The organism is Rickettsiella endosymbiont of Miltochrista miniata, from assembly GCF_964031245.1.
Classification (GTDB): Bacteria; Pseudomonadota; Gammaproteobacteria; order Diplorickettsiales; family Diplorickettsiaceae; genus Aquirickettsiella.
In genome coordinates this window covers 1421897-1446388 of record NZ_OZ035017.1, presented here as the reverse complement: position 1 = coordinate 1446388, position 24492 = coordinate 1421897, and the positions used below count along the sequence as shown (strand labels likewise).

The 24492-nt window shown below is 37.9% G+C and carries 21 protein-coding genes and 1 tRNA gene; 12 read left to right on the top strand and 10 right to left on the bottom strand.

Annotated features, from left to right (window positions below; genetic code table 11):
- Positions 1 to 331: 331 nt before the first annotated feature.
- Positions 332 to 2638 (bottom strand): FtsK/SpoIIIE family DNA translocase, encoded by a 2307-nt coding sequence (locus tag AAHH40_RS06615; protein WP_342219888.1) that lies wholly within the window; start codon positions 2636 to 2638, stop codon positions 332 to 334.
- Positions 2639 to 2794: 156 nt separating this feature from the next.
- On the opposite strand from AAHH40_RS06615, the gene trxB reads away from it, so the two are divergent.
- From trxB to AAHH40_RS06595, 4 genes are all read left to right on the top strand, one after another.
- Positions 2795 to 3760: a thioredoxin-disulfide reductase gene (trxB, locus tag AAHH40_RS06610; protein ID WP_342219887.1), complete on the top strand. Its 966-nt coding sequence runs from the start codon at positions 2795 to 2797 to the stop codon at positions 3758 to 3760.
- Between the two features lie 28 nt (positions 3761 to 3788).
- On the top strand, positions 3789 to 4532 hold the full coding sequence (locus AAHH40_RS06605; RefSeq protein WP_342219886.1) for a VacJ family lipoprotein: 744 nt from the start codon (positions 3789 to 3791) through the stop codon (positions 4530 to 4532).
- 221 nt (positions 4533 to 4753) lie between these two features.
- Positions 4754 to 5233 (top strand): Dps family protein, encoded by a 480-nt coding sequence (locus AAHH40_RS06600; RefSeq protein WP_342219884.1) that lies wholly within the window; start codon positions 4754 to 4756, stop codon positions 5231 to 5233.
- A gap of 156 nt (positions 5234 to 5389) precedes the next feature.
- Complete coding sequence (locus AAHH40_RS06595; protein WP_342219883.1) at positions 5390 to 5800, top strand: RNA-binding protein; 411 nt, start codon at positions 5390 to 5392, stop codon at positions 5798 to 5800.
- 48 nt (positions 5801 to 5848) lie between these two features.
- Here the strand turns inward: AAHH40_RS06595 and AAHH40_RS06590 are convergent, their stop codons facing one another.
- Complete coding sequence (locus AAHH40_RS06590; protein WP_342219882.1) at positions 5849 to 6571, bottom strand: ComF family protein; 723 nt, start codon at positions 6569 to 6571, stop codon at positions 5849 to 5851.
- A 200-nt stretch (positions 6572 to 6771) separates the two neighbouring features.
- Between AAHH40_RS06590 and glmS the strand changes: the two genes are divergently transcribed.
- Positions 6772 to 8604 (top strand): glutamine--fructose-6-phosphate transaminase (isomerizing), encoded by a 1833-nt coding sequence (glmS, locus tag AAHH40_RS06585; RefSeq protein ID WP_342219881.1) that lies wholly within the window; start codon positions 6772 to 6774, stop codon positions 8602 to 8604.
- Here glmS and AAHH40_RS06580 read toward each other — a convergent pair whose 3' ends face one another.
- The 6 genes from AAHH40_RS06580 to AAHH40_RS06555 form a co-directional block, all read right to left on the bottom strand.
- Positions 8605 to 9612, bottom strand: a complete 1008-nt coding sequence (locus AAHH40_RS06580) for a hypothetical protein (protein ID WP_342219880.1) — start codon at positions 9610 to 9612, stop codon at positions 8605 to 8607.
- Between the two features lie 153 nt (positions 9613 to 9765).
- Complete coding sequence (gene glmM, locus AAHH40_RS06575) at positions 9766 to 11106, bottom strand: phosphoglucosamine mutase (RefSeq protein ID WP_342219878.1); 1341 nt, start codon at positions 11104 to 11106, stop codon at positions 9766 to 9768.
- 26 nt (positions 11107 to 11132) lie between these two features.
- Positions 11133 to 13052, bottom strand: coding sequence for an ATP-dependent zinc metalloprotease FtsH (ftsH, locus tag AAHH40_RS06570; protein ID WP_342219877.1), 1920 nt, complete (start codon positions 13050 to 13052; stop codon positions 11133 to 11135).
- A gap of 143 nt (positions 13053 to 13195) precedes the next feature.
- Positions 13196 to 13822, bottom strand: coding sequence for a 23S rRNA (uridine(2552)-2'-O)-methyltransferase RlmE (rlmE, locus tag AAHH40_RS06565; RefSeq protein WP_342219876.1), 627 nt, complete (start codon positions 13820 to 13822; stop codon positions 13196 to 13198).
- Positions 13809 to 15128 carry an MFS transporter gene (locus AAHH40_RS06560; protein ID WP_342219875.1) on the bottom strand — a complete coding sequence of 440 codons (1320 nt, stop codon included), beginning with the start codon at positions 15126 to 15128 and terminating at the stop codon, positions 13809 to 13811. Before AAHH40_RS06560 ends, rlmE begins: the two co-directional genes overlap by 14 nt.
- A 35-nt stretch (positions 15129 to 15163) precedes the next feature.
- A complete protein-coding gene (locus AAHH40_RS06555) occupies positions 15164 to 16501 on the bottom strand; it encodes an MFS transporter (RefSeq protein ID WP_342219874.1) in 1338 nt (445 codons plus the stop codon).
- A gap of 385 nt (positions 16502 to 16886) precedes the next feature.
- Between AAHH40_RS06555 and AAHH40_RS06550 the strand changes: the two genes are divergently transcribed.
- Positions 16887 to 16973 (top strand) — tRNA-Leu (locus tag AAHH40_RS06550).
- Positions 16974 to 16977: 4 nt separating this feature from the next.
- On the opposite strand, the gene ispF is transcribed toward AAHH40_RS06550, so the two are convergent.
- On the bottom strand, positions 16978 to 17463 hold the full coding sequence (gene ispF / locus AAHH40_RS06545) for a 2-C-methyl-D-erythritol 2,4-cyclodiphosphate synthase (RefSeq protein ID WP_342219873.1): 486 nt from the start codon (positions 17461 to 17463) through the stop codon (positions 16978 to 16980).
- Between the two features lie 154 nt (positions 17464 to 17617).
- Between ispF and AAHH40_RS06540 the strand changes: the two genes are divergently transcribed.
- The 6 genes from AAHH40_RS06540 (at position 17618) to AAHH40_RS06515 (ending at position 23813) form a co-directional block, all read left to right on the top strand.
- On the top strand, positions 17618 to 18244 hold the full coding sequence (locus tag AAHH40_RS06540) for a YqgE/AlgH family protein (RefSeq protein ID WP_342219872.1): 627 nt from the start codon (positions 17618 to 17620) through the stop codon (positions 18242 to 18244).
- Complete coding sequence (gene ruvX / locus AAHH40_RS06535) at positions 18237 to 18656, top strand: Holliday junction resolvase RuvX (RefSeq protein WP_342219870.1); 420 nt, start codon at positions 18237 to 18239, stop codon at positions 18654 to 18656. Before AAHH40_RS06540 ends, ruvX begins: the two co-directional genes overlap by 8 nt.
- Positions 18653 to 20185 (top strand): murein biosynthesis integral membrane protein MurJ, encoded by a 1533-nt coding sequence (gene murJ, locus AAHH40_RS06530; RefSeq protein WP_342219868.1) that lies wholly within the window; start codon positions 18653 to 18655, stop codon positions 20183 to 20185. The genes ruvX and murJ overlap by 4 nt, the downstream gene beginning before the upstream one ends.
- The gene (gene ribF, locus AAHH40_RS06525; RefSeq protein ID WP_342219867.1) at positions 20182 to 21114 is read left to right on the top strand and encodes a bifunctional riboflavin kinase/FAD synthetase; all 933 of its coding nucleotides are present in this window, start codon (positions 20182 to 20184) and stop codon (positions 21112 to 21114) included. Before murJ ends, ribF begins: the two co-directional genes overlap by 4 nt.
- Positions 21115 to 21208: 94 nt before the next feature.
- Entirely contained in the window at positions 21209 to 23023 is a 1815-nt protein-coding gene (locus tag AAHH40_RS06520; RefSeq protein WP_342219866.1) for an SGNH/GDSL hydrolase family protein, read from the top strand.
- A 46-nt stretch (positions 23024 to 23069) separates the two neighbouring features.
- Entirely contained in the window at positions 23070 to 23813 is a 744-nt protein-coding gene (locus tag AAHH40_RS06515) for a ferredoxin--NADP reductase (RefSeq protein ID WP_342219865.1), read from the top strand.
- 172 nt (positions 23814 to 23985) lie between these two features.
- Here the strand turns inward: AAHH40_RS06515 and ribH are convergent, their stop codons facing one another.
- Positions 23986 to 24483 (bottom strand): 6,7-dimethyl-8-ribityllumazine synthase, encoded by a 498-nt coding sequence (ribH, locus tag AAHH40_RS06510; protein WP_342219864.1) that lies wholly within the window; start codon positions 24481 to 24483, stop codon positions 23986 to 23988.
- Positions 24484 to 24492 lie beyond the last annotated feature (9 nt).

The window sequence follows — 24492 nt, the reverse complement described above, 5'->3', positions numbered from 1 at the left end:
TTATTTTTATTTCTAACCCTAATTTTCTATAAAAACTTATTTAAAATTAATTAATTTCGTTATTAAAAATAATACCGAATTATTTTTTAATTGTCTAAATATTAAAAAAATTTGTTAAATATTTTTTAAAATAAATGATTATGGGTTTAAATTTTTATAATAAATTGTTATACAAACAATTTATTGAATCTTAAAATCTATTAATTAGAAATTTAGATCTTTCTGAAAAGTTAAAAATAATATTTTGAGAACAGAACAAGAAACTTTTGATTGTAGAGATGCTCTATCAAACTAGAAGACATGGAGTAATAAGATGGAGTGTAAAATAAGTTTATTCATTTAATCTATCGGGTATGAGAATGTCACGATTTCCATTACTTTCCATGGCGCTAACCAAGCCAGCTTTCTCCATATCCTCCATTAACCGTGCAGCGCGGTTATAGCCAATTTTAAGTCGCCGTTGAATACTGGAAATTGAGGCACGGCGAGTTTCAATAACAATTTGTACGGCTTGATCATACAATACATCTTTTTCACCGGAGCTGTTGTCTAAAAAATCTAGATCTCCTCCTTCATTAAGGTTGGCTTGAGTAAGATCAAGCATATATTCAGGTACAGCAGATTTTTTTAATGCACTGACTACTTGGTGCACTTCCTGATCAGCTACGAAGGCACCGTGGACTCGAATAGGAACACCTGTGCCCGGGGCTAAATACAACATATCTCCGTGTCCCAATAGTTGATCAGCACCTTGCTGATCAAGAATAGTGCGAGAATCAATTTTTGATGAGACCTGAAACGAAATACGTGTGGGAATGTTTGCTTTGATTAAGCCAGTGATAACATCTACAGAAGGTCTTTGTGTCGCTAAAATTAAATGTATGCCCGCAGCTCTTGCTTTTTGAGCAATCCTTGCAATTAATTCTTCAACTTTTTTTCCAACCACCATCATCATGTCAGCAAACTCATCGATTAACACAACAATATAGGGAAGATGTTCCAAAGCTTCTGCTTTTCCCCCTTGTTCAGATTTCCAGAAAGGATCATTGAGGGGTTCTCGTTTATCATTAGCTTCTTGGATTTTTTGGTTATGCCCTGCTAAATTTCGTACGCCCAAATGCGCCATCAATTTATAACGACGTTCCATTTCTGCGACGCACCAACGTAAGGCGTTCGCTGCTTCTTTCATATCCGTCACCACTGGCGCTAAAAGATGTGGGATACCTTCATAAATAGCTAACTCTAACATTTTTGGGTCTATCATAATTAGTCTAACTTGCTGAGGGGTGGCTTTATATAGAATGCTTAATAACATAGCATTGAGACCCACTGATTTTCCCGAACCTGTTGTTCCTGCAACGAGTAGATGTGGCATTTTACCTAGATCAACAATGACTGGGTGGCCAGCTATATCTTTACCTAAGGCAAGCGAGAGTGGCGATCGCGCATGTTGATAAGCCGTTGAACTTAATATTTCACTGAGCCTGACAATTTCGCGATGTTTGTTAGGCACTTCGAGTCCTATGACGGACTTACCAGGGATAACTTCCACAATACGTACACTTACCACAGATAGTGAGCGAGCTAAATCTTTGGCGAGTCCTGTGATGCGGCTTACTTTAATTCCAGCGGCCGGTTGCATTTCAAAACGGGTGACGACTGGTCCTGGATGCACGGCTACCACTTGTACTTGAATCCCAAAGTCTTTTAATCGCAGTTCAACATCACGTGATAGCTGTTCCAATTCATCCCGCGTGTATCCTTCTTTACTTAATTTTTCTGCTGGGTCTAAGAGAGTTAATGATGGGAGAGAGGACTCAGTAACAGTTTTTTTATTCGAAACTATAGTGGTAGGCGACGAGTAAGGTTTAATAGAAAGTGGATTATGATTAACAACTTCCGTATTAGTTAAGGGTGAGCTTATTATAGAATTAAATTGAGGTGAAAGGGGTCTGTTGTTAGGGGCATTGATTGTATCGGACTTATTCGGAGTGCTTACACGCGGTTTTATTTTTTCAGAAGCTCTTTTTTTCATAGCATAGATGATGAGCTTTTTTATTTTTTCGGTAATTTTCGCGGGCATTCCGGCGATATAATTACTTATTTTATCAATAATATTTAACCAAGAAAAACCCGTTGCAAGTGTTGTGCTAGCTAATAAAAGGGCTAATAGAAATAACGTGCTGCCGACTACATTGAACTGCAAAATAAAACTTTTTGTAACAATATTTCCTAATTGTCCTCCTGGAGTATAGCCACGCGTAGTATGTGTACTATGCAATGTTGCTAGTCCACAAGCTGCAATAAAAATAGTGATAAAACCTAATAGACGTAAAGCTAAGAAAGGATAACTAAAAGATAAACTGGAAAAACGACCTTTAAAACATTGCCATCCCCCATATACTAATAATAACGGGAATAAATAAGCTAAAGAACCAAAACTATTAAAAAAGAAATGAGCAAGTTGATCTCCCCAGTGGCCTGCTATATTCATTGAGGCTTTGACATGTTGTGGAGGATGGTAAGTCCACAAAGCTAAAAATAAAAAAAGAGCAAGGGCGCCACTAACGATGAGTAGGCCTTCTAGTAAACGCTGCTTGAGACTTAATTGCAAAAATTCTTCAGTGGTTCTTTTCAAGGGTACTCCTTATTGAGGTCACAGCATAACATACGTTTTTTTTAACTAGTTATGGGGGTATAGGTACTATTTATAGCGTTCTTTGTTATACTTTGTTAGCAATTTTAATTATAACAATTTTTTTATTATCTGGGTTTTCACCCTTAGGTGAATATTATGAGTAATACTCAACATCATCGACTTCTTATTTTAGGTTCCGGGCCAGCAGGGTATACGGCGGGGGTTTATGCGGCAAGGGCAAATCTTGACCCAGTAATTATTACGGGCTTGCAAAAAGGCGGCCAATTAATGACCACAACAGATGTTGATAATTGGCCAGGTGATGTAGAGGGTTTACAAGGACCCGTTTTGATGGAGCGTATGCATAAGCATGTTGAGCGATTTAAAAGTAAAATTATTTTTGACCATATAAATACGGCTGATTTATCAATCAGACCTTTCGTCTTAAAAGGTGATGATGAAGTTTATCATTGTGACGCTTTGATCATTGCCACCGGTGCGTCGGCTAGATATTTAGGCTTGCCTTCTGAAAAAGAGTTTATGGGTAAAGGGGTTTCAGCGTGTGCTACCTGCGATGGTTTTTTTTATAAGGGTCAAAAAGTAGCTGTAGTCGGAGGCGGTAATACCGCTGTAGAAGAAGCCTTATATATGGCTAATATTGCCGACCATGTTTTTCTAGTTTATAGAGGAAGTGAGTTTTTTCGACCTGAAAAAATTCTGTTAGATAAATTAATGGTAAAAGTGAAAGCTGGAAAGATTTCGCTAGTGTTAGATACTGAAGTGGATAGTATTTTAGGAGATGAAAAAGGGGTTAATGGACTAAAACTTATAAATACTAAAACAAATACAACTAATCAATTAGAAGTACATGGTGTTTTTATCGCTATAGGTCACACACCTAACACCGAGATATTTAAAAATCAATTGGATATGGAGAATAACTATATTTTAGTGAAAGGAGGAAGTAAGGGTTTTGCAACTGCAACTAGTGTAAAAGGTGTCTTCGCCTCCGGTGATGTAATGGATTCTGTTTACCGTCAAGCCATTACATCTGCTGGCACAGGTTGCATGGCAGCATTGGATGCTGAGAAATATTTAAGTGAGACTGAGAGTTCTAATTAGAATTATAAATTACAATGAGGCATTATGAATGCATAATAGATTATTAGGATTTTGCCTATTGTTATTAACGGCATCGCCTGTTTTCGCAATAAATTCAGATAGTGATTTAAATAACGATCCTTACGAAAATTATAATCGGCATGCCTTTAAACTCAATCAGACTTTAGATAAAATTTTTTTTAAACCCGTTGCTACCGTTTATAAAACTATTTTGCCTTGGCCCATTACTAAAGGCATCAATAATTTTTTTAGTAATTTAGAGCAAGTTCCTACTATTATTAATGATTTACTACAAGGGGAATTTTATGATGCAACTTCCGATACCTGGCGTTTACTAATAAATAGCACAGTCGGAGTAGCAGGATTCGTTGATGTTGCTAGTAGAATTGATTTGCCTGCACATCACCAAGACTTTGGTTTAACCTTAGCTAAATGGGGTTATACCTCTTCAGCCTATTTAGTAGTTCCTATTTTAGGGCCACGTACGGTGCGGGATGCAGTTTCCTGGCCTATTAACTACGGGGTTTTTTCTGTTTATCCCTATATTAATGATGTAGCTTGGCGAAATGGTTTAACATGGGGGAGCTTTATTAATGCTCGGGCGCAATTGTTGGATTTTGATCAGGCGATTAAGCAAGCTTCTTTCGACCCCTATGTTTTCCAACGCAATGCATATTTGCAACGCAGAAATTATTTAATTCGTGAAAACAATAATTTAATAACGGATGAGGATGATGATGAGGATGAAGATAATGATGATATGGCGAAGTAGCTTTTATAAGTTTTTCCTTATCATTTATCATATTGCACGGATATTTTAGGTTTAAAAAATATACTCATAGCAATTGGATTTTTGTCAAGCGCCGAGAGAATGAAGCAACCGGAATGTATTCAAGATACATGAGGATTGCGAGTTGAGCGGTAACGCAGAAAAAAATTCAAGTGCGAAGAGTATAGCAATCAAAGAATATAAATTTTAATTTTGGAGGTTTCATGAAAGAAATACTTAATGGTGGATTGACTGAAGCTAAGAGAAAAAAAGTTGCAGATGGATTGATTAAATTATTAGCAAATAATTATGTATTATATTTGAAAACACATAATTTCCATTGGAATGTTGTAGGCCCTATGTTTCAACCCTTGCATAGTGTATTTGAAGGACAATATATAGATCTTTGGAATGCAGGAGATACTATCGCTGAGCGTGTACGGGCATTAGGATTTCCCGTGCCAGCCAGCTATGCTGATTTCGCAAAATTAAGCAAAATCAAAGAAGCAGTTGGTACGCGCACAATAAAAGCCAAAGATATGATTAGCCAGCTAGTGCATGATCAAGAGGTCATGGTTCGTTTAGCTCGGGAATTATTACCAGAGACCGAAGAAGCTGACGATCAAGTGTCCGTGGACTTACTTTCTGACCGGATGGAAGTCCATGAGAAAAATGCGTGGATGTTACGTAGCTTTCTAGAGTAGAGGGTTTTTAACCAACTTTACCATCCTATATACCCTAGAGGATTGTCCTGTGTTACTATGATTGCGTTTAGTTTATCTCTGCCACAGCCGGATTAGTTAGCGTGCAAACGACTAATATCCTGGAAGTGGCCTTTTTTAGCCTTTTGGAGGTTTTGCGTGAATAAAAGATTGTATGTGGGTGGTTTAAGCTATAGCGTCGATGACGATGGACTGAGAGAGCTTTTTACCCCTTTTGGGACAGTAAACTTTGTTAAAGTTATCCGAGACTTCCATAGTGGCCGTAGCAAGGGCTTTGGTTTTGTTGAAATGTCCACACCTGAAGAAGCGAAAGAAGCTATAGAAGCTTTACATGGTAGTATCCATGAAAGACGTACCATTACCGTATCTGAAGCTAATCCACCGGATTCTAGCTCAGGTGGTACTGGTGGTGGACGTCGTACCGGTGGCGGCAGTGGCGCTGGCGGTGGTCGTCGTACTGGCGGCGGCGGGCGTGGTGGCATGGGCGGTTCTGGTGGCAATGGTGGTGGTTACCATCGTGGCCGTGAGCAACGTGAAGAGCAGTATTAAGAGATTTAGTACGTATATGATAGAAAGTAGGTTTACTTCCCGTCTAAGTTAAGCGCGGGCACAACACCATACATCTATTCTTTTTACACCCACATCATATAAAGCGCGGCTCATCTCGATGAGTGTATGGCCAGTGGTCATTACATCATCGAGTAGCGCTATATGTTGATAGGCAAGGCCTTGATGTGCGACAAACGCACTTTTCACGTTATTTGCTCGCTGATTTGCTGGTAGTTTACTTTGGGCAGCAGTGTTCACTAATCTTTTGCAACCTTTATATTCAATAGATATATTTAATTTTTTTGAAATAGGTCGAGCTAGTTCTATTGCTTGATTAAATCCTCGTTCGTACAGTCTACTTTTATGTAAAGGTACTGGGATAATTATATCTGGCAGTTTTTCAGTTTGGTACTGAGAGCTGATTTTTTCAGCTAACAAAGTACCTAAAATATGCGCATAAATTAATCGTTGCTGGAACTTAAGGCCAGTAACCAATTTTTTTATTATTTCTGTGTAAGAAAAAAGGACGCACAGCTTATAAAAGGGTAATGGATTTTTTAGGCAAGCACCGCAAGCCGATTGCGTTGTAAAACCCAAAGGGGCGGCACAATAAAAACAGACATTTTTTAACCAAGGTAAAGATTTTTCGCATTCAATACATAAATCAAGTTCTCTATTGGCTTTGTCGTTACATAAAATGCAATGATAGGGAAAGAGGCAGTGAGTGATCCCTTTATTTATTTGTTTTAGTAATATACTGATATTTATCACTTAAAATCCTTGTTAATCTATATTCTTTTCACTTGAATTTTTGTTTGTGTTGCCGCAACTCGCAATCCTCACGGTTATTTATTATATTTACCAGATTACTGCATGGACGCGGCACTTGCCAAAAACCCAATTACTACGAGTATAATAAAGATATCAAACTCTAGTAAATCTCCGAAGAGTATATAAAAAGGTATATAAATATGTGTGGAATAGTAGCGGGCATAGCACAACGTAATATAGTTCCTATTCTTATTGAAGGTTTGAAACGTCTTGAATATCGTGGTTACGATTCTGCGGGAATCGCCATATTGGATTTCAAGCAACATTTACAGCGCCGACGTACTGTGGGTAAAGTTGAAGCGCTAGAAAGAGCGATAATACCCGAAGCGTTATCGGGTAATATTGGTATTGCACACACACGTTGGGCAACTCATGGTAAACCTAGTGAATCTAATGCCCACCCTCATATTTCAGGATCCAATATCGCGATAGTTCATAATGGTATTATTGAAAATTATTTGCCTTTAAGACAAGAACTGATAAAAGCAGGTTATTCTTTTGAATCTGAAACCGATACTGAAATTATTGCGCATTTATTAAATCAAGAGCTGAAAAAAAACAATAATTTTTTAGCTGCTGTTCAGAAAACAGTAGTACGTTTAGAAGGTGCTTTTGCCATTGTTTTTCTCTATCAGAATGAACCAAAATCTTTAATAGCCGTTCGTAAAGGCAGTCCTTTAATGGTCGGTTTAGGTCAAGGTGAAAATTTTATTGCTTCAGATCATTTAGCATTACTGCCAATTACTCAGCAATTTATTTATTTACAAGAAGGTGATATTGCTGAAGTCACCGCTGAAAAAGTGAGTATCTATGATAGTAAAGGGAAGAAGGTTCATCATCCTAAGCATTTTATCGATTTGCCAAACGAGGTAGTGAGTAAAGGTAAGTATCGTCATTTTATGGAAAAGGAGATCTTTGAGCAGCCCAACGCAGTTAATGCTGCGCTTGAAGGCCGTCTTGTGAACCAATTAGAGGTCTGGGATGAAATTTTTGGTGCTAATTCCATACAACGTTTTTCCAAAATTAAGCACGTTCAAATAGTGGCTTGTGGTACGAGTTATCACGCAGGCTTGATTGCAGCACAATGGTTAGAACGGTGGGTAGGTATTTCTTGTCAGGTAGATGTTGCCAGTGAGTTTCGATATCGACCGCATATCATTCAGCCAGATACCTTGTTCATTGTTTTATCTCAATCTGGAGAAACCGCAGATACTTTAGAGGCATTAAGACAGGCTAAAACTGAAAACTATGCAGCCACATTAACGATTTGTAACGTTCCTGGAAGTACTATGGTACGTGAATCTGATTTTGTATTATTAACACGAGCAGGTCCTGAAATTGGTGTGGCATCGACTAAAGCGTTTACCACTCAATTAACAGTTTTATTGCTATTAACCTCGTTTTTAGGCTTGTCTCATGGCTGGGATGAAAACCAAGAAGCGGCTTGTCTATCGGAGTTAAGAAGTTTACCGAAACTTTTAGAGCAAACATTAAAATTAGATCCTGCGATAAAAAAGTTAGCTAGATTATTTATCGATAAAGAACATGCCTTATTTATTGCTAGAGGAATTCATTTTCCAGTGGCATTGGAAGGGGCACTCAAGCTTAAGGAAATTTCTTATATCCAAGCCGAAGCTTATCCGGCCGGTGAGTTAAAACATGGGCCGCTTGCTTTAGTTGATAGTAATATGCCAGTAGTCGTTTTAGTGCCATCCAATTCATTGCTAGAAAAACTTAAATCAAATATTCAGGAAGTGCGTGCACGCAATGGCCAACTTATTTTGTTTGTACAAGACGAGTTAGATCCCAATGAGAATGATAGCAAGAGCATTCTACTGCCGAAAGCAAGCGATATGATTAGTCCGATAATTTTTGCAGTTCCATTGCAACTTTTAGCCTATCATGTCGCTATTTTAAAAGGTACTGATGTTGATCAGCCACGCAATTTAGCAAAATCAGTCACTGTCGAATAGCTAGCCATGATTAGTCATTTTACAGCAGGCGGTTACTGGTTCAGTAATGATGGAGGAACGCTCATCATTAACAGTCGGATATTTAAAAAATGATCCATATTGTTTATGCGATTCGGGCAGTAACGGAGCAGAAGGCTCATCTGAAAGCGCGCCTATCTCAATAACAGTGTGATGAGGTTGATCAAATTCAATATTATGATCGCTACTGATCGACTGAATATAGTATCGAACGGCTTCTTTTATGAATTTTTTACACTGTTCTTTATTATCTCCTTGACGAGCATGACCACGTTCTAAAATGTGTTTAACGGTTTGTAATTCATCAAGCAGCTCTTTATTTGGCGGAGTTATTTTTGGTAGACATGGAGATAGCTTACTAATATAGGAAGTCAAAGCCGCTGGCGCTGCAGCAATAGGGAGAGCAATTATAGCGCGAATAACCTCATCATCAATGGGAACAACGTAATAGGTGAGTGCAAATGTTGTAGCGAAAACAGATAAGGTTAAAATAATTTTAGCCGCCTTAACCGAATTAGATTCATTACTTTCTAGAGTAGAATAAGTATTTTTACCCGTGCAATAGCAAAAACCGGCGGCAAATGCAAGAGCAACAATTGCTATGCAAATAACCAGTGCCCCCTCATTATCCCCATTTCCATCACACCCATCGCTAGGAACGCAAGAATTTCCTGAATCATAAGCAGGATTTAATAGAAGGTAAGAAAAAAGCAGATGGTCAGTGGGAATATAGAATGGATCACGACTTAAATAAGAAGAATCCCTACTTGAAGATGGGGGAGGTTCTAAATAAGTATGTAAATGCTTATTGGTCGCGAGTAAATAACGTAATCCTTCACACAGTTCTTTTTCAGTATATTTACCCCCTTCATTTAAAGTAAGTCCTTCAACATCGAAAGCTATAGCACCAATTATATCCGTTCTAGTTTCTGCACTGACACCCGGAAATTTATTAACATCATATAATTTATTTAATTCTTTTATAGGCATAATAAATCTCTGTATAAGAAGTATATTAGATTTGAGTATAAGAGAGTTAAAAAAAAATTAATAGATTGCCATAAATCCTTTTTGGTCATATCTGAAATGAATAAAGAATAAACAAGGAGTAAGAGAGATATGTTAATGCGTTACGGCGATAGCTTACACGCTAGCTATTTTAACTATTTCAGCTAATTTATTCGCGATAGTTTGTACTTCCGAAAAGTTACTACCTTCGACCATAACACGGACGACAGATTCCGTTCCTGAGGGGCGTAATAATATACGGCCGCGATCTTTTAATAGAGATTCTGCTTCTTGCACAGCTTTTTTTATACTAGGGTCGTTGATCGTGACTAAAGGATTTTCAGCAGGGATGTTGATTAATAGTTGAGGAAACTTTTTCATCGCTTTTTTGGCTATATGTAATGATAGGCCCGATGATTGGATAGCTTCTAGTATTTGCAATGCAATAATGATTCCATCTCCAGTTTTAGTTAAGCGACGAGAAATAATATGCCCAGAAGATTCTCCACCTAATTGCCAATTTTTGCTTTGTAATGCTTCATTGACATATCTATCGCCCACTGAGGTACGAATAAAATCGAGGCCTAATTCTTTTATAGCTAATTCTAAACCGAGATTACTCATAGCAGTGCCTACAATGCCACCTTTAATATGACCTTGTTTAACACCATGTTGGGTTAATATAAATAGTAATTCATCTCCATCAACAATTTCACCCAAATTATCTACCATTAATACTCGATCACCATCACCATCAAAGGCAATTCCTAAATCTGCTTTTTGCGATGAAACAGTTTTTTGCAAATGTTCTAAATGAGTTGATCCACAGTCTTTGTTAATATTTAAGCCATTTGGTTTTGTACCTAACACAGTTAAGTCTGCACCTAATTCAGAAAATAATGATGGGGCAATATGATAAGTAGCACCGTTTGCACAATCGAGAACGATTTTTAAACCGTTTAATTGAAAGGATTTTGGGATTGTCGATTTGCAAAAATTTACATAACGGGCTTTTGCATCTTCAACCCGTATCGCTTTTCCCAATTTAGCGGAATCAACGGTATGAATAGCTTGAGTAAGGTGAGTTTCAATTTGTAATTCCAGCTCATCGGCTAATTTAGTCCCATCATGCGAAAAAAATTTAATTCCATTATCATAGTAAGGGTTGTGTGATGCGCTAATTACGATGCCCGCTTGTGCACCTAGATCAGAAGTTAAAAAAGCAATAGCAGGTGTTGGAATAGGGCCTAAGAGAAGGACATCAACCCCCGCGGCGGATAAACCGGCTTCTAGGGCAGATTCAAGCATATAACCAGAAATTCGCGTATCCTTACCAATTAAAACCTTATTTCGCCCATTAGCTAGAACTTTCCCTACAGCCCAACCTAGTTTTAGCACAAATTCTGGTGTAATAGGATTTTCACCTACCTTTCCGCGAATACCATCTGTCCCAAAATATTTGCGGGTTTTTGCCATGATGAATCCAAGAATAATTCGATTAATTACAGACTATCTGCTGCTGGATCGCTATCAGTTACTGTCGAGTCCTTTTGTGAAGCTGATTTTTCCTCAGAAGAAGAGTTTGTATCTTTTTTACTTCCATTGCTCCAGCCTTTGGGTTCTCTAGGAGGTTTACCCTCCATAATGTCATTAATTTGGCTGGAATCAATGGTTTCATATTTTATTAGGGCTTCTGCCATGAGGTGTAACTTTTCAATGTTATCTTGCAATAATGTTTCAGCAATTTTATAATTACGCTCAATAATACTACGGCTTTCTTCATCAATTAATTGAGCGGTATCGTCAGAAAATTTAGTATTTTTAGCTATTTGATGACCTAAAAATACTTCTTCATTTTCTTGATTATAAGTTAAAGGACCAAGACGTTCGGATAAACCCCATTTAGTTATCATGTTCCGGGCAATTTCAGTGGCGCGTTGTATATCGTTTGATGCACCTGTAGTGATTTGTTCCGGCCCAAAAATGAGATATTCCGCAATACGCCCGCCAAATAAACTGGCAATCTGACTCTCTAAGCGTTGTTTGGTATAGCTATAGCGATCTTCTTCGGGCAAGAACATAGTGACGCCCAGAGCTTTACCACGTGGAATAATAGTAACTTTATAAACAGGATCATGGTCAGGGACTAAGCGTCCAACAATCGCATGTCCGGCTTCATGGTAAGCCGTTAATTTTTTCTCTTTTTCATTCATTACCATGGAACGTCTTTCACTTCCCATCATGACCTTATCTTTGGCTTTTTCTAGGTCAACCATATCAACGGTAGATTTATTTTCGCGTGCTGCAAATAAAGCAGCTTCATTAACTAGATTAGCCAAATCTGCACCGGAGAAGCCGGGCGTGCCTCTAGCTATAATCACTGGTTTTACATCTTTTCCATAAGGAACTTTTCTAAGATGAACTTTTAGAATTTGTTCTCTACCACGGATGTCAGGTAGCCCTACAATTACTTGTCGATCAAAACGACCTGGGCGCAATAAGGCAGGATCTAAAACATCGGGTCGATTAGTGGCGGCCATAACAATAACACCTTCATTGCCTTCAAAGCCGTCCATTTCAACCAGTAATTGATTTAGTGTTTGTTCGCGTTCGTCATGCCCGCCACCTAAGCCGGCACCACGATGACGACCGACGGCATCTATTTCATCAATAAAAATGATACACGGAGCTTGCTTTTTAGCTTGCTCAAACATATCCCTTACACGAGATGCACCTACACCGACAAACATCTCAACAAAATCAGAACCGGAGATTGTGAAGAAAGGAACTTTTGCTTCACCTGCAACAGCCCGAGCTAAAAGCGTCTTACCGGTCCCAGGAGGGCCCATTAATAAAACGCCGCGTGGAATTTTCCCACCTAATTTCTGGAATTTAGCTGGGTCTTTCAAAAATTCAACTAATTCACTGACTTCTTCTTTTGCTTCCTCAGCGCCGGCCACATCAGCAAAAGTAACCTTAACCTGATCTTCCCCTAATAAGCGCGCACGACTACGACCAAAAGATAAAGCGCCTTTTCCTCCGGCGCCGCCCATTTGCCGCATAAAAAATATCCATACTCCAATGAGCAAAAGCATAGGGAACCAATTAATAAAAATACGCATCAAGAAACTTTCCTGTTGCGGTGGTTCTCCTTTTACATTGACTTTATTTTTCAACAACTCAGGGAGTAAATACTGATCGGGAATAGGCATATAACTGGTGAAAGATTTGTCACCATTTAATTGTCCTTTTATAACTTGGTTGCTTTGTATCGTTACAGATTGCACATTACCTTGCTTAACGTCTTTCAAAAATTCAGAATAAGTTAAGCGTTCGCCACCGTTATTACGAGGCTCGAGATTATTAAATACCGAGATAAGTATGACGGCAATAATTAGCCACAAAAAAAGATTTTTCAGCATGTCGTTCAAGCTATACTACCTCGCATTTCTCATCTCACAAAGAGGGCATTATATACTAAATTTTTGGGGTTTCGATTATTTTAAGCTCTTTTTCAGTGCTCTAGTCTCAAAAAACGGACTAAATTAATAAATAATCCAGCAGTTTATTTTCCCTTATGATAACCTACAGCCACTAAATAAACTTCTGCAGAGCTTCCTCTGGAAGCGGAAGGTTTTCGAATAGTAACCTTTGCAAATAAGCTTCTTAAGTCTTTTAGAAAAACTTCAAATCCTTCTCCTTGAAAGGTTTTTACTATAAAACAACCTTTTGGTTTTAATACTTTCTGAGCAAAGTCTAAAGCTAATTCAGCTAAATAAATGGATCTAGGTTGGTCAACACTGCGCATTCCACTAAAGTTGGGGGCCATATCAGAAATTACAAGATCTATTGGTTTTAATTGTACACGTTGTAAGAATTGTTGCATAACAGATTCTTCTCGAAAGTCTCCTTGGAGAAACTCCACATGGTTCAAAGCCTCCATTGGTAGAATATCTAAGGCATAGACTTTTCCAGTGCTCCCTACTATTCCAGAGGTAAGTTGGGACCATCCTCCAGGCGCAGCTCCAAGATCAACGATGGTCATGCCAGGTTTAATCAGTTTGGTTTTTTCTTGAATCTCTAGTAGCTTATACGCAGAGCGCGAACGCAATCCTTCTTTTTGAGCGCGTTTTACATAAGGATCGCTAAAATGCTGTTTTAACCAGCGAGGACTGCTTTTACTCCTGGACATCGGGTTGTTGTTGGCAATGGGTTTCCCGTATTAGGAATTTCCCAATCAATAAGGCTATCAGATAGCAAAAAGGTAATACAATAAAGGCTTTTCGGTAATCTTCGACGCTATAAAAAGGAGCACCATTATGATAGCTCCCATTCCAGTTTAAATGTAAAAATATACCAATCACCGGCTGAAATAAAGCTCCTCCAGCCACTGTAGCCATGTTATTAATACCCATGGCCGTTCCTGCTACACTGGAGTGATTATTATCTTTAACTACTCCGAATGCGAGTGATTGTCCTGAAGCGGCGAGACCAAATAAGAATAAACAAATATAAAGCCAAAATAAGGGAAGGTGTGGGACATAAATAACCGGTATTAATCCAATAATACCTAAACTCGCAGCAAACTTTAAAGGCATTCCACGTAAGTTTACCTTGTCTGACCACCAACCTAATAATGGGCAGCCTATCCCAATAGCTAACCAAATCATAGTGCAGGCAGTAGAAGCAGCTTTAGTGCTTATACCATAGGCAACAACCAGAAAGGGTACGCCCCATAAGGCTGCGAAAGCGGTGATAGGTGCCCATACCATAAAAGAATATAATGCTATAAACCAAGTTTGACTATTAGCGGCTACTTGATGAAAGCTTTGTAGTATGCTTTTTTTGGAAGTAGGTTGAAATTTGTGTCCTTTCGAAACAACTTCTGGACTATCTCTAACTACCAGCCAAATTAACAGGGCTAAAATAACACCTATTACACCCAAAATAATAATGGTTTGTCGCCAACCCCAATGACCTACAGCAATAGTTAACGGTGTTTCGCCAACAATAGCTCCTACACAGCTCATTAACTCAACTAAACCTGTTAAAAAAGCAAAGTATCTAGAAGGGAACCAGCGCGAGATAAGTACTAAAGTTCCTATAAATGAAAAAGCTGAACCCATTCCCATCATAAATCGGCCCGCCGAAGCGGTAGCTATATTGGTGGTAGCGCCAAACAAAAAAGCCCCTACGGCACAAGTGAGAACTGCTACCGTTAATAAGCGTCGAGGACCAAACCGATCAAATAAAAACCCTGCTGGGAGTTGCATGGGGGTATAGGAATAGTAATAAAAGGCAGCCATTGTTCCTAAGGTAATGGCATTAAGTCCTAAGTCATTAATTAACTGATTGGTCATTACTGCTGGCGAAACTTGCAATATGAATTCATACATATAAAAACAGGAAGCAAGAATACAGATAATAGCGGCGAGCAAAGTTGGTTTTTGCTTTGCTAAAGAAAGCGATGATAAATCGTTATTGTTATTTTTAGACATAAGCTTGAATTAAAGTAGCAATGCTAGTAAAAAACTTAAATAGCACTAGCTGTTTCATTGGAATACTGTGGTTTGCAATAAGTTTCTCGAAGCAAAAAATGACTTACAAAAAACGCAATGATGTAACATAAAGGCAATACAAAAAGCGCTTTTTGATAATCTACTATACCATAAAAGGGAGTGCCATTATGCATGATGCCCCCCCAATTGACGTAAAGCAAAATTCCAATCAAAGGTTGAAATAGAGCTCCCCCCGCGACAACGGCCATATTATTAAACCCTATAGCTGTGCCGACTACACAAGAAGTATTATTATCTTTGACAACTCCAAAGGCTAATGATTGTCCTGATGCGGCCAGGCCAAAGACAAATAAAATAAGATATAGCCAAGGTAACGGTAACGGAGGGCAATATATAACAATAGTAAGACTAATTATTCCCAATAAAGCAGAAAAGCTGAGTGGTTTTGATCGCGAACTGATTTTGTCAGAGAACCAACCCGCTAAAGGACTACCCAAGCCAATACCTAACCAAATCATTGCGCTCGCTTCAGAAGCAGATTCTGTAGTAAGACCATAACTGGCTACTAGAAAGGGGATACCCCACAAGGCAGCAAATGCAGTAATAGGTGCCCATATAGAAAAAGAGTACAAAGCAATTAACCAAGTTTGTTTATTACTACAGACTTGTTGGAGTCGTTTTAATTCACTTTTTTTAGGTGGGGACTGAAATTTATGCCCTTTCGAAACCGCTTCGGGACTATCTCGCACCACCGTCCATACCAACAAGGCTAATAAGCAACCTACGATAGCTAAAGAAATAATAGTTGATCGCCAACCCCAATGATTAATAGCCGTTACTAAAGGAACCTGACCAGCAATTGCTCCTACTGAGCTCATTAATTGAACGAGGCCGGTCAGTAAAGCAAAGTATTGAGGAGGGAACCAGCGTGATACAAGAAGTAAAGCGCCTATAAATGAAAAAGAAGAGCCTATGCCCATTAAAAACCTGCCAAAGGAAGCCATTACCGTGTTTGGCGTAATACCGAAAAAGAATGCTCCTAGAGCGCATATTAAAATAGCTAAGGTTATTAAACGGCGCGGACCAAACCGATCAAAGAGTAGACCGGCAGGTAATTGCATGGGCGTATAAGAATAGTAGTAAAAAGCTGCCATAGTACCTAAGCTCGCCGCATTAAGACCTAAGTCACGCATTAATTCATTGGTCATAACCGCGGGAGATACTTGCAAAGTATACTCGTACATATAGAACATGGCAGCAAGTATACAAATAACAGAAGCGAGGAATAATTGTTTCTTAGTGGTTAAAGATTGTGGCACATCTTGTGACATTATTGCTTCATTATTGTACATTATTTACCTCTTAGATCATGTTCCTCATGACCTTATTGTTGATAGCTTTTTTTAAAAGATCAAGTTAACGTTATTCTGCGCACTATAATGCGGCTATTAAAATCTTAGTAGAAAACAATAAGTGATCGAGATTTTGATTGCAAGTCCATAAGATTTCAGACTTATTTATTATTTTGATTAATAATGTGTACTGATAGAAAGTATTTTTAAAACATGAGAGAAGCATTCATTCTAGATATCAAATGTAGCCTAGGTCAAAAAGCTCACACCTTTCTAAATTTTAGTATCAGGTTTAATCTTTGATAGTTTCGAGTCTGGTTAAATTATAGGTCTTTATGATAAAGATTGATCCTAAAAAATACTTTGTTATACTTGGGCGGCTGTTGCCGGGATGGTGGAATTGGTAGACGCGCCGGACTCAAAATCCGGTGATGGTGACATCGTGTGGGTTCGAGTCCCACTCTCGGTACCATAAATTATCTGGTTTGAAGAAGAGTGATCGCAGTTGCTGCGATTCCTTCCTGGCGTCCAATAAAACCCAATTTTTCTGTGGTAGTTGCTTTTAGATTGATCTGATCCAGATCGATTTTCATGTCCTGTGCTAAATTAATTCGCATTGCTGCTAAATAATCTTTAAGCTTGGGTGCTTCTGCGATGATCGTAATATCTACATTATTAATAGAGCAATTTTTTTCATCCAACATTTGGACAGTTGTTCGTAGGAACACTCGACTATCTTTATTCTTCCAGCGCTCATCAGTATCAGGAAAATGTTGACCTATATCACCCAAAGCACAGGCCCCTAATAAGGCATCCACTAGAGCATGAATGACGACATCACCATCTGAGTGGGCTTTAAGTCCCATTCGATAAGGGATGTTGACCCCTCCCAACGTTATATAGTCTCCTGTTTCAAAAGCATGTACATCGTAACCATGACCTACTCGAAAATTAATGCTCATAAATTCCTCTTCTTTATACAAATTTTTGCTTAACGCGAAAACGATTAGTATCGTATCATGATGGGCAGATATTTCTCAGCACCCTAAACATGGGAACATAAGGAAGGTATTCTTTTCTAACTTAAAAACTAGGTTGGATAGGAAAGCAGATGCTATGATTAACGAGCAGATTTTAGTCGAGAAGGGTTTAATGATACAGACGACACATTATTTTACAAATTACTTTTTAGTGGCTATGCCCGTTTTAACGGATGCTTATTTTAATCGTTCGGTGGTGTATATTTGCGAGCATACGGAAAAAGGAGCAGTGGGTATTGTTATTAATCAACCCTTACAATCTTTGCGTGTTAATCTTTCAGAAATATTACAAGACATCAGGAATAGCAAGTCAGAGGAGTCAGCTAAAGACATTGCCGGGACAGATTTTCCGATATTATGTGGAGGACCTGTTCATCCCGAGCGTGGTTTTGTGATACATGCACCTGCGGGTGAATGGCAATCTAGTCTTAAAATGAGCTGTGAAATTTCCGTAACTACCTCTAAGGATATTTTACTCGCGATTGCGAAACAGCAGGGGCCTGATAAGTTTATTTTCTCATTAGGCTATGCAAATTGGATAGCCGGTCAAATGGAAGAAGAAATTGTTAATAATTTTTGGTTAACTTTGCCTGCGAGTCCTAATATATTGTTTGATATTCCTTTCGAGCAACGGTGGTCAAAAGCGATGAATCACTTAGGCGTGGATGTCACTAAATTAGCTTATATGGGTGGTCATGCCTGAGAATAAGACCGTTATAGGATTTGATTTTGGTTCCAAGTATATTGGTGTGGCGGTAGGACAAACGTCGCCTTCTTTGGCTCAACCTTTGACAAGTTTAAACGTGAAAAATGGCGAACCTCCCTGGAAAGAAATTGCTCAGTTGTTACAGGTTTGGTCCCCTGATGTCTTAGTAGTTGGCATCCCATTAAATATGGATGGATCAGAACAGCCGATTACTCATTTAGCGCGAGATTTTTTAATGGAATTAAAAGATCGTTTTCAAATGCCAGTTTTTCCTATTGATGAAAGGTTAACAACCGTTGAGGCGCGCTCACGTCTTTTTGCTGTGGGTGGCTATAAAGCCCTGAAAAAAAAATCTATCGATAGTCTTGCGGCTCAATTAATCGTTGAAATGTGGTTAGAGAACCGATGAGTAAGGCACTTCTTAAATCAACCTCTGTTGTTGCTTCCATGACGTTGATTTCGCGGATTTTAGGTTTTGTTCGCGATATGGTTGCCGCTAGAATTTTTGGTGCGACAGCAGCAGTCGATGCTTTTTATATTGCGTTTAAAATTCCTAATTTCATGCGTGGATTATTTGCCGAAGGATCTTTCTCTACGGCCTTTATTCCCACTTTATCTGAATATAAGCAAACTCGTTCACAAGAACAAGTGCAGCAATTTGTTGCGCATATTGCAGGTACATTAGGCTTAATTTTATTAGGAATTTGTATTCTAGGTGTTCTAGGAAGTAAAGGTTTGGTTAGTTTATTTGCTCCAGGACTAGATCCTTACCGTTTCCAATTAGCAATAGAGATGTTAAGGATAACGTTTCCATATTTGATGTTGATCTCATTAACCGCATTAGTGGGTGCGACGTTGAATTGTTACGGACAATTTTGGGTTCCTGCTTTTACACCCGCATTATTGAATATCTCCCTAATCATGACTGCGTTTGGTGTGACACGTTTTTTTAAAGTACCTGTTGAAGCTCAGGCATGGGGTGTATTGCTAGCAGGTTTTCTACAATTAGGCTTTCAATTACCGTTTCTACATCGATTAAAATTATTGAAAAAACCACAATTTAAATGGCGCGATCCTGGCGTGCAAAAAGTATTAAAGCTTATGTTGCCGGCTTTATTTGGTTCTTCAATAGGGCAAATTAGTTTATTACTTAATACAGTTTTTGCTTCTTTTTTAGTCGCAGGTAGTGTGACTTGGCTTTATTACTCCGACAGACTGGCTTATTTTCCCTTAGGTGTGTTTGGTGTGGCTTTAATGACAGTGATTTTGCCACATCTCTCGCGCCAGCATGCAGCAAAATCACCAGAATTATTTGCCAGCACGTTAAACTGGGGCTTACGTTGTAATTTATTGATCGGAATCCCGGCCTCGTTAACCATGTTGATTTTATCGGGGCCGCTTATAGTTACACTTTTTCATTATGGAAAGTTTACTATCCATGATGTCTTTATGACGCAACGTAGTGTGATAGCTTATTCCATCGGTCTACAAGCATTTATGCTGATTAAGGTATTGGCAGCTGCTTTTTATGCACAACAAAACATAAGAACACCCGTGAGAATAGGAATTATCGCCTTAGTTGCGAATATGATTTTTAATGCCATATTAATTTTTCCGCTAAAGCACGCGGGTTTAGCTTTGGCAAGTTCATTATCAGCTTGGTTGAATGCTGGTTTGTTATTGTGGGGTTTGCAAACTCGCCAAGTTTTTCAATGGCAATCAGGATGGCTAAAGTTTGTATTACAATTGTTATTTGCTAATAGTACATTATGTTTATTTTTGTACTGGGCAGCAGCCGCTACTCCGGTTTGGATAAATTGGGGTTGGCAACAACGTTTTGCACATATTTTCTTTTTAGGTATCACTTCAATTATTATTTATATTGCTAGCCTATGGATAAGTGGTTTACGTTACGATGATTTAAAAGCCCAGTCATGACAGAGCTGATTTGCAATATCCATAATATAAAAACTAAGCATAAAGGGTGTGTGGCGACTATTGGTAATTTCGATGGTTTACATCAAGGACATCGAAGAGTTATCCAATCTTTAATCAAACTCGGTAAACAACTTAATTTACCTACTTGCGTGATTCTTTTTGAGCCCCATCCGCAAGAATTTTTCTATCCAGAGAAAGCGCCGGCACGCTTAATGCGACTCCGAGAAAAAATTAAATTTTTACAATTTTTAGCTATCGATCGAGTCCTTTGCTTACGGTTTAATAAACGTTTAGCAGAATGTAGCGCAGAAGAGTTTGTTAAGAAAATTCTAGTCGATAAATTAGGTATAAAAGGCGTAATAATCGGAGATGATTTTCGTTTTGGCAAAGGACGTGAAGGAGATTTCCATTTTTTGCAAAAATTAGGTCAGGAATACGGATTTAAAGTTTTTTCTACGCCAACCGTACTATTTGAAAATGAACGTATAGGTAGCTCAAGAGTAAGAAATGCCGTTTGGAACGCTGATTTTAAATTAGCAGAATTATTACTGGGTCGTCCCTTTATACTCAGTGGCCGAGTAATTTATGGTGATCAACGCGGACGATTACTTGGTTTTCCGACAGCTAATATTGGATTGCATCGTCAGGTTATACCTTTGCAGGGCGTATTTATAGTTAACGTATATGGCTTAGCGGAAACTTCTTTCTCGGGGATCGCCAATTGTGGGAAACGTCCAACAGTGAATGGTGTAAAAAATTTATTAGAGGTTCATTTATTCGATTTTGATCAAAATATCTACGGCCGATTTATTGAAATAGAATTTTTAAAAAAAATACGTGATGAAAAAAAATTCGATAGTCTAGAAGCACTTAAACAGCAAATTATTCAAGATGTGGCTATCGCTAAAAATTATTTTATAAAAAATTAATCTATTAATTTTTATCATTTAATAAATCCTTAATCTTTAGCTTGTATTGTTTTTAAATAGATAAGTATTTCTGAAAATAACAATAAAATCAATTATGAATCCCTATATAATCCCTTTACATCATTATACTGATCTGCTTAAAAAAGCTTATCTAGAAGATATAACATCGAAGATTGAAGTGGCTGGAGTAAAGATTTTTGGTGATAGCCTAAGTGATCCGGGGGGTAAATATGGGATGTATGAAAAAAAAATCTGGCATTTCCCATTAAGCCTAACTTTACATAAATCACCACATAAACAATTTACCAATGGTTTTGTTTGGAATTATGCATTTTATAAAAAAATGACATATTTAAGAAAATCGCATAATCCATTAGAAAATTCTAATTTAGCTCCCATTAATGGCTTCTTCAAATCTGAAAATAGGGCGCAAGGAGGTGCTATGGACTATAATTATGAACGATTTTTAAATTTCTTTAGATATTTAAAAGGGTTTTTTCTGAGTCTTGCCCTGACTAACATACAAAGCGAGGCAAAAAAATTAAAAAAAGAAAAACATAGTAAACTTAATCCAGATGATTTATGTATTATTTTTGCAGGAGCTAATGATCTCGTCACTGCAGGATATTGTAATAAAGGCGGAGCAGAGCGAGCCATACAAGGAATTGCTAAAACGATAGAAATTTTAACGACATCTCAACAAAAAGATGATTCAAATTATTCTAAAAATATATTAGCTTTTACTTTGCCTGATTTTAGCAAAACTCCTAGATTTTCCAAAAAAACAAAAAAGGAAAGGAAGCAAGCCCAAGAAGCTTGTCATTTCTTTAATGAAGGATTAAAAAATCTTGCTAAAAGTTACCAATATCTTGATTTTAGATTGTGTGATATCTATCAGGTAGCTAAAAAGGAGGATGTAGATCTAACTAAGATTAAGAAAAAAGCAATTATCATAACGGGCTCGGGAAATACTAAGAAGATTTATTATGTCGAAAACGAAAGCTTTATTTTAAGAAATGGCAAGGAAGTATCGATTGATATTAATCTATCAAGAGCGGAAAAAAAATTACTTGGGAAAGAAAAAGGAAAAATTGCAAGGAATAGCAAAAATTTACAAGAAATAGAGAATTTAGTTCATAAAATAGGTACTATAGCGAAATTAACTACAGATGTAAAAATATTTGATGCTGCTGCAGTGTTTGAAAAGATAGATGAAAATCCTGAAGCTTATGGGTTTACTAGTGGTTGCGCAGTTTATTATTTAAACAAAAATCAAGATAAGGAATGTATTTCTAAAAAAATAACATCAGGCAATGCCATCATACTTAAAGAAATCAATCAAGAATATAATGAAAAGAAAGGATCTCTTTCGGAATTTTGTTGTTATTATGTCCAAAATGGAAAGTTGGTGGAACACGATATTAATTCAACTAGGATTGCCAGTGTTACAAGCTTTACCCTTTCTAAGGAAGAAAAAATTGAGTTGCAAGAAAAACTTAAGCAACATCCTTTAAAAGATGGAATAAGCCAATTAATTGGCATGGAAGATAAACATAGCTCTTGGACTACTCATCTAGTGCAATCTGCTGTACAAGCCTATAAAAAGAAATTTGGAGAAAAAATCCAACTTGCCGATATTTATGCTTCCGTATTATTGGCAATAAAGAAAAGTTTCCCCAATCAGCAAGACATATTCTGGGATGATTTACATCCTTCGGTAATGGTCCACTTTTTGTTAGAGACCATGTTTGAACCTTTTTTTGAAAGTAATTACAATGTGAAACAGCCTCGAGTTTGGACGGATGACATGGCTATTCATAAGAAAGTCCTTCCTGAAGTTAAACTTCCCCATAAATCGGCAGAAGCACCAGATGATTATGATTATATGAGAAAACTTTCTATAATTTAGAGATTTTTTTGACGAAACCGGCCGGGCTGATTAGACTACGCGGATTATGTCACGAAAAGAATTTTACTTAATCCTCGAGACCAGTGAGCAGATTGCTCCAGACGTCAAGCATTTCACTTTTCGCTATGAAGAGGGGGTGAGCTTTGAGTTTATTCCAGGCCAATTTATTACCTTGCATATACCTACCGCTGAAAAAGTATTACGCCGTAGCTATAGTATCGCCAATAAAACGCATCAGGCGACTAATAAAATTGAATTTGCAGCCTCTTATGTTCCCGCAGGTATTGCGAGTGAACTGCTATTTACATTAAAACCAGGAGATAGAGTTACGGCGACCGGCCCTTTTGGGCGACTCATTTTGCGTGAAGAGATGCCGGAGCGTTATGTGTTGGTAGCAACGGGTACCGGCGTTACGCCCTACCGGACGATGTTGGCTGAGTTAGAACACAGATTTAAATTGCGTCCCTGTTTTAAGGTTATCTTGTTATTTGGTGTACGTAGACGGGAAGATTTATTATATCGTGATGAGTTTATTGCATTCGCAGAAAAAAATGCTTGGTTCGAATTTCACGCTTATTATAGTCGAGTTAAACTGCATGAGGTATTGAGTTATGAGCATACTGGTTATGTATTAAATGCCTTTAGTGAAATTAAACCGAATGCAAAACAGGATATTGTGTACTTGTGCGGTAACCCGAATATGGTGGATGAGGTTTTTACACTTTTAGTCAAAAGTTATGCTTTTCCTACTGAAAATATTCGACGTGAAAAGTATATTTCATCTAATTAACTAGCTCAGCAGCTAAAGAATAGGTAGCTGCTGAGTTTAAGTAAGGAAGTACTCACAGCAATTGGATTTTTGGCAAGGCGCCGCGATAATGAAGCAACCGGAGTGTATGTCATACATGAGGATTGCGAATTGAGCGGCAACACAGACAAAAATTCAAGTGCGAAGAGTAAATTTATTCTGCTTCGATTTGTTCTAGTACCGAGATCATTTCCATTGCTGTGTCTATTGCATCGCGGCCTTTGTGACAACGCTTTCCATCTATACGTGCTAACGCTTGTTCTTCACTATCAGTAGTTAGAACTCCAAAAATAACAGGTATAGATTCTTGCAAAGCAACTTTTTGGCAAGCATAACTCACCTGTTGGCAAACATAATCATAATGATCGGTCTCGCCACGAATAACAGCACCTAAACAGATGATAGCTAAACAGTTTTCATCGGAAATTGCTATTTGCTGAGCTGCAAGACCGATTTCTATCGCCCCAGGAACTCTGACAATAGTGATGCATTGTTCGGGAAAATTTAATTCTTTTAATCGTTGTAAGGCACCATTAAGTAATTCTTCGGTGATACTTTGATTGAAGCGACTGACTACGATAGCAATATTAAATTCATCAGTCGGTTGATTGAAATGTAAGGGTTTAGCAATGATTTCTTTTATTTTTTGCATAAGATGTTC